This is a genomic window from Micromonospora sp. NPDC050795, assembly GCF_044456785.1.
Taxonomy (GTDB): Bacteria; Actinomycetota; Actinomycetes; order Mycobacteriales; family Micromonosporaceae; genus Micromonospora.
Genome location: NZ_JBITGE010000018.1, coordinates 1 through 5,985, shown reverse-complemented (window position 1 = coordinate 5,985; position 5,985 = coordinate 1). Strand labels below are relative to the sequence as shown.

At 65.4% G+C, this 5,985-nt stretch carries 3 protein-coding genes and 2 pseudogenes; 3 read left to right on the top strand and 2 right to left on the bottom strand.

The features are described 5' to 3' along the window. The 3 genes and pseudogenes from ACIBEF_RS17410 to ACIBEF_RS17400 form a co-directional block, all read left to right on the top strand. Nucleotides 1–823, top strand: a pseudogene (locus tag ACIBEF_RS17410) (hypothetical protein); the annotation flags it as partial. A gap of 307 nt (nucleotides 824–1,130) precedes the next feature. After that, a complete protein-coding gene (locus ACIBEF_RS17405; RefSeq protein ID WP_396794293.1) occupies nucleotides 1,131–1,745 on the top strand; it encodes a tetratricopeptide repeat protein in 615 nt (204 codons plus the stop codon). A 7-nt stretch (nucleotides 1,746–1,752) separates the two neighbouring features. Further along, nucleotides 1,753–3,018: a glycosyltransferase gene (locus tag ACIBEF_RS17400; RefSeq protein WP_396794292.1), complete on the top strand. Its 1,266-nt coding sequence runs from the start codon at nucleotides 1,753–1,755 to the stop codon at nucleotides 3,016–3,018. Between the two features lie 101 nt (nucleotides 3,019–3,119). Here the strand turns inward: ACIBEF_RS17400 and ACIBEF_RS17395 are convergent, their stop codons facing one another. Further along, nucleotides 3,120–3,482 carry a hypothetical protein gene (locus ACIBEF_RS17395; RefSeq protein ID WP_396794291.1) on the bottom strand — a complete coding sequence of 121 codons (363 nt, stop codon included), beginning with the start codon at nucleotides 3,480–3,482 and terminating at the stop codon, nucleotides 3,120–3,122. A gap of 382 nt (nucleotides 3,483–3,864) precedes the next feature. Beyond that, nucleotides 3,865–5,890: pseudogene (locus tag ACIBEF_RS17390) on the bottom strand (ATP-dependent RecD-like DNA helicase); the annotation flags it as partial. Between the last annotated feature and the right edge of the window lie 95 nt (nucleotides 5,891–5,985).

Here is a 5,985-nt window from a genome sequence, read left to right as displayed (position 1 = left end):
GGCGCGCAGGGCGACGCAGGCGCACAAGGCGCCACCGGCGCTCAAGGCCCGCAAGGCGACGCAGGCGCACAAGGCGCCACCGGCGCTCAAGGCCCGCAAGGCGACGCAGGCGCACAAGGCGCCACCGGCGCTCAAGGCCCACAAGGCGACGCAGGCGCACAAGGTGCTCAAGGCTTCCAAGGCGCCACCGGCGCTCAAGGCCCACAAGGCGACGCAGGCGCACAAGGCGCCACCGGCGCTCAAGGCCCGCAAGGCGACGCAGGCGCACAAGGTGCTCAAGGCTTCCAAGGCGCCACCGGAGCTCAAGGCCCACAAGGCGACGCAGGCGCACAAGGCGCCACCGGCGCTCAAGGCCCACAGGGCGACGCAGGCGCACAAGGCGCCACCGGCGCTCAGGGACCGCAAGGCGACACGGGCGCACAAGGCGCCACCGGCGCTCAGGGACCGCAAGGCGACACGGGCGCACAAGGCGCCACCGGCGCTCAGGGACCGCAAGGCGACACGGGCGCACAAGGCGCCACCGGCGCACAAGGCCCGCAAGGCGACGCAGGCGCACAAGGCGCCACCGGCGCCCAGGGCCCGCAAGGCGACACAGGGGCTCAAGGCTTCCAAGGCTTCCAAGGCGCCCAAGGTGCGCAGGGGGACGCAGGCGCCCAGGGCGCCGCCGGCGCGCAAGGTTTCCAAGGTGCCCAGGGGGCCCAGGGAGACACGGGGGCACAAGGACCTCAGGGCGTGCAAGGACCGCAGGGTGCCACAGGCGCCCAAGGCCCGCAGGGCGTGGCGGGCAACGGAATCGAGGCAGCCTACATTCAGGGTCCGCTGACCGTTATTGCAGACACCCCTGTCAATTTCGGTTGCGAGCCCGGAGATATTGCTGTTGGGACTGGATATCAGCTGTCGGGAGCAGGCGTCAACCCGGTGCTCATCCAGCCACTCTCGACCAGTGGCTACCAGTTCACCTTCACCGGCGGAGGCGCTGACATCTGGGTGTCCTGCATTTCACTCAGCACACCGGTGGCACTGACAGGTCCGTCCAACACGTCGGGCCGGGCGAATTCAAACAGTAGCGACGCCAACCGGCCGACCAGCAGGTCGAACCGCCCCGTTACCGTCGAGGAGGAGTAATGAACATGCGTCAGGTATTCGGGTCGCTCGCCTGCGGTGCGGTCCTGCTGACCGGAGTCACGGCATGCAGCGACAAGCCCGCCGAGAAGCCGCAGACGAACAACGCCGGCAACCCCGACAAGGCGAACGGCGACACCGAAACTACGCCGGCGGATCTGCTCAAGCTCGGTGTCGAGCAGGGTCAGGCTGGTGACTTCGACGCGGCGAAGGTCACCTTCGAGAAGTTGCTGGACGCCGAGGCCGACAACAAGTTCGCCTGGTTCAACCTGGGCTACATCGCCCAGTCCCGCAACCAAGCTGACGAGGCGATCAGTAACTACGACAAGGCACTGGCGGCTGACGCCAACTACAAGCCGGCCCTCTACAACAAGGCCATCGCACTGGAAGGCAAGGCGCCGACGACGGCGATCGACATCTACCGCAAGGTCGTGTCGATCGACGACAAGTCGTCAACGGCGTACCTCCGACTGGGCGTGTTGCTGTCCCAGTCCGGTGAGGACGCAGCAGCGCGGGACGCCTTCAAGGCGGCCATCCGCCTGGACAAGGGGCTCACCTCAGCCGTTCCCGCGAAGTACCGCACAGCTCCTACCACCCGGTCTTCGACTTCGGCGGGTAGGTGATGGATCAATGCGCACGCCTCGCGTAACGGTGTTCACGGGGAGCAACCGCACCCGCTTCATCGACGAATGCTTCGAATCGCTCACCGCGCAGACTTTCGCCGACTGGGAATGGGTGGTCATCCTCAATCAGGGGTCACGTTGGCGGCCCGTGAGGCACGACGATCGGATCCGGCTCATCGTCCAGGACAACCTGAACGGTGTCGGCGCCGTGAAGGGGTACGCCTGCGCCGAGGCCGCCGGCGACATCCTGGTCGAGCTTGACGACGACGACCTGCTCAGCAGCGACTGTCTGCAGGAGATCGTCGATGCCTTCGACGCCAACCCGGAGGTGGGGTTCGTCTACAGCGACACCGCGCAGATCCAGGAGGACGGCGGCCGATCTGAGGACCGTTTCGCGAGCTCGTTCGGCTGGCGGCACTACGACGACAAGGTGGACGGCCGCGAAGTGCTGGTCTGCCGGGCACTGCCGCCGACACCACACAACGTGAGTTACATCTGGTACGCACCGAACCACGTACGGGCGTTCCGCCGGGACATCTACGAGAAGGTCGGCGGGTACGACGAGTCGCTCGACGTCGCGGACGATGCCGACCTCATGGCTCGGATGTACCAGGTCAGCGAGTTCCACCACATTCAGAAATGCCTGTATCTCCAACGCATGCACGCCAAGAACACGCAGCGCATTCCAGAAGTCAACGCGCGCATCCAGCAACGCACGGTGGAGATCTACGATCGGAACATTCAACACAATGTGCTGGCCTGGTCACGCCGGCAGGGGCTCCTGGCGCTCGACCTGGGTGCCGCTCACAACAAGCCGGAGGGGTATCTCGGCCTGGATTACCATGACGGGTCGGGTGTGGACATCGTCTGCGACATCACGAAAGGTGTCGACCTGCCGGACAACAGCGTCGGGGTCATTCGGGCGGTGGACTTCCTGGAACACATCCCGGACAAGATCGCGCTGTTCAACGAGCTGTACCGACTGCTCGCGCCGAACGGGATGCTGTTGTCCCTGACCCCCAGCACCGACGGTCGAGGCGCCTACCAGGATCCGACGCACGTGGCGTTCTACAACGAAAACTCGTTCTGGTACTTCACGGACGCCAAGTACTCTCGGTTCGTGCCCGAAATAGAATGTCGATTTCAGGCGTCGCGGCTGGTCACGTACTTCCCGAGCGAATGGCACAAGGCGCACAACATCCCGTACGTCTCGGCGAATCTGATAGCAATCAAGGACGACGCGCTGCGCAACGGTGGCCTGCTGAACATATGATCATCACGCGGGCGCTGACAGGCGGTGCCCGCCGCGTCCGGTCACGTTGAACCGATCCTCGGGAACGTCCCCGGGCGACAGGTCGTCGGGCACCCAAAGGTCTACCTGATGGCCCGAGCCTGCGCGCCGACGTAGTTCGTCGCAGGCGACCAGCCCATGGATGGCCAGGCTGAGCTTTCACTACGTACTGTCGTCTCGTGGTTGACACTGATGAGGCGGTCCGGATCGCGATGCGATTCCTGGCCGGCCGCCTCGGCGACCGTCAGAATCTGCGCGAACCGCCGAGCGTGCATGGGGTGACCGTCGAGCAGGTGACAACCGCGACCGGTGCGCGGCGATGCCACGTTGTGAGTTTCGGATGGCCTCTGCGGGTGGCGGTCGACCAGGAAACGGGCGACGCGGACATGCTGCGGTAAGTCATCGTGCCTGGTCAAAGACGTCGCCGGCACGACGGTCGAATTCACCCTCTTCGCAAACGTGAGGCCCTGGCCAGCATTCCTGCTGGCCAGGGCCTCACGCCTTGGAGCCGCCTGACGGAATCGAACCGTCGACCTACGCTTACCGAAAGTCACGGTCCGTGAGCTTGCCATTGACCGTCGCATCTGAGCGTTGACCTGGTTAGATCCGGCTGGCAACTGGTCAAGGCTTGTCACTGACGGTCGATACTTGGCGGTGGTTTTCGGGGGGTATACGGGGGCCACGATGCATGCCAGGTGCCAACAGGCTGCTGCCCTATCGACGACATGTCACCGCACCAGGGAGCGCGCCGTTTATGACCGATTACCAAACGCGGGATCGGGATTCGCGTTCGAGTGGGCGATCGGCACGTCGTCAGCGAATGGCCGGCTATGGCTTGAGGCGGTAGGTGAGGGCGGTGTGGCGGCGGCCGGCACCGACGGTGCGCACGGCGGCGGCGAGCGCCCGGCGGGAGCCGACGAGCACGACGAGCTTCTTCGCCCTCGTGATGGCGGTGTAGAGCAGGTTGCGTTGCAGCATCATCCACGCGCTGGTCGTGATCGGGATGACCACCGCCGGGTACTCCGAGCCCTGCGAGCGGTGGATCGTCATCGCATACGCGTGAGCCAGCTCGTCGAGTTCGTCAAAGTCGTACTCGATGAGTTCGTCTTCGTCGGTGCGCACGGTCAGGGTCTGCTCGTCGGTGGACAGGGCGGTGACGACGCCGACGGTGCCGTTGAACACCCCGGCGACGCCCTTGTCGTAGTTGTTGCGGATCTGAGTGACCTTGTCGCCGATTCGGAACACCCGGCCGCCGACCCGCCGTTTCGGCAGCCCTTCCCGGGCCGGAGCTGCTGCTGCAATAGGGTGTTCAACGCGCCAGCCCCGGCCGGGCCGCGGTGCATCGGGGCGAGGACCTGCACGTCGCGGCGCGGGTCCAACCCGAACCGTCTCGCGATGCGGGTGCACGTGACGTCGACGGTGAGAGCGGCGGTGGCTTCGGTGTCGTCGCAACCGAAGAGGAAGAAATCGCTCATGCCCTGCAGGATCGGTGGTCGGCCGGCGTTCATCCGGTGGGCATTACTGACCACCCCGGAGCCAGAGGCCTGCCGGAACACCTGGGTCAGCCGGACCCGGGGAACCGTGTCCGCGGCGAGCAGATCTCGCAGCACCTCCCCAGCACCGACGGACGGAAGTTGGTCGACATCACCGACCAGCAGCAGATGCGCCCCGGGTGGGACGGCCTTGATCAGTTTGTCGGCCAGGATCAGATCGAGCATCGATGCCTCGTCGACCACCAGCAGATCGACATCCAAAGGCATGTCTCGGTCGTAGGTGGGTTTACCGCCGGGTTGCAGTTTCAGTAGCCGGTGCACCGTCGCTGCTGGTTGGCCGGTCAGTTCAGCGAGCCGTTTCGCGGCCGGCCGGTCGGGGCGACGAGCAGGATCTTCGCTTTCTTGGCGACGGCGAGTTCGACGATCGAACGAACGGTGAAGCTTTTCCCGCAGCCGGGGCCGCTGGTCAGGACGGCGACTTTCGACGTCAACGCCAACCGGACGGCTTGTTGCTGCTCCGGCGCCAGGTCGGTGCCAGTACGTGCCTTCAGCCAAGCCAGTGCTTTGTCCCAGTCGACATCGGTGAACTGCGCCATCCGGTCCACACGATCGCCGAGCAGCCGCATCACCGAACCGGCCAGCGATTGCTCGGCGCGGTGGAACGGCACCAGATAGATCGCCGGGACCGACCCGTCCGCCCCGGGTAGCGACTCCCGGACAACGCCTTTCTCACCGACCAGCTCGTCGAGGCCGCGAATGGCGAGCTCAGCGGGTACGTCGAGGATCTTCACCGCGTCCGCGACCAGTTGTGGGGTCGGTAGGTAGCAGTGACCGTTGTCGGTGGCCTGCGACAGCGTGTACTGCAACCCCGCCATGACCCGCTGCGGACTGTCGTGCGGGATCCCAACCGCCTGTGCGATCGTGTCAGCGGTCTTGAACCCGATACCCCACACGTCGGCGGCCAGCCGGTACGGCTCGTTCTTCACGACACTGATCGACGCGTCGCCGTACTTCTGGTAGATCCGTACCGCGATCGAGGTGGACACTCCGACGCCTTGCAGGAAGATCATCACTTCCTTGATGGCTTTCTGCTCCGCCCACGCGGCGGTGATCTTCGCCGTGCGTTTCGGGCCCAGCCCCGGCACTTCCACCAGCCGGCCCGGCTCGTCCTCGATGATCTGCAACGTGTCCAGGCCGAAATGCTCGACGATCCGCTCGGCGAACACCGGCCCGATGCCCTTGATCAGCCCGGAACCAAGGTAGCGGCGGATGCCCTGGATCGTGGCGGGGAGCACGGTGGTGTACGAGACGACCTCGAACTGGCGGCCGTACTGCGGATGCGACGACCACCAACCCTGCAATGGGTCTGCTGCACCGATAGGTGACATCTGAGATGGCTTGCCCTGATGGCGGGCTGGAAGGATGTTGCTGTGCCCAAGCCTTACCCTCGTGAGTT